Here is a 537-nt window from a genome sequence, read left to right on the forward strand (position 1 = left end):
AAATGAAAACAGCGGCCCGCCGATAAGAGCGAACCGCTGTTGATAATGCGGATGATGAAAAATGACGATGAATTGTTTCGTTACAGAAGGCCGCGTTCCTTAAGACTTGTATAATCTGAACCGCTGACAATGACGTGATCCAGAAGTTCGATACCGATGATTTCACCAGCTTCAGCAAGTCGTTTGGTTAGCTGAATATCTTCTGGGCTAGGAAGCGTACATATTTGAGAAGGGTGATTATGCGAAACGATGATGGAACATGCAGAACGGCGAATGGCCGCTTTATAGACCTCTCTAGGATGGACAATTGCACTATTCAAGCTTCCAATGCTGATCGTCTCTTTTCCAATGATGTGATTCTTAGTCGAAAGAAAGATCACGATGAAGTGTTCTTTCTGCTCATAACCGATTTCCCAACGGAGGTACTCGAAAACATCCCGAGGACTGCGAATGATTGTCGGCTCTGTTTTCGGTACATTCATCATCTTAGCAAGTTGGATGGCGGCAACGATCTGCTTCGCTTTCACTTTACCGATA

Annotated in this window: 1 protein-coding gene; it reads right to left on the bottom strand. The window is 44.7% G+C overall.

All coding sequences use genetic code 11. The annotated features are described in order from the left end of the window. Nucleotides 1-80: 80 nt before the first annotated feature. On the bottom strand, nucleotides 81-537 hold a 457-nt coding region (locus tag ACFSW5_RS26080; protein WP_379280486.1), incomplete at its 5' end, for a JAB domain-containing protein.

Origin of the sequence: Paenibacillus thailandensis (assembly GCF_042685365.1) — a bacterium.
Taxonomy (GTDB): Bacteria; Bacillota; Bacilli; order Paenibacillales; family Paenibacillaceae; genus Paenibacillus_AP; species Paenibacillus_AP thailandensis.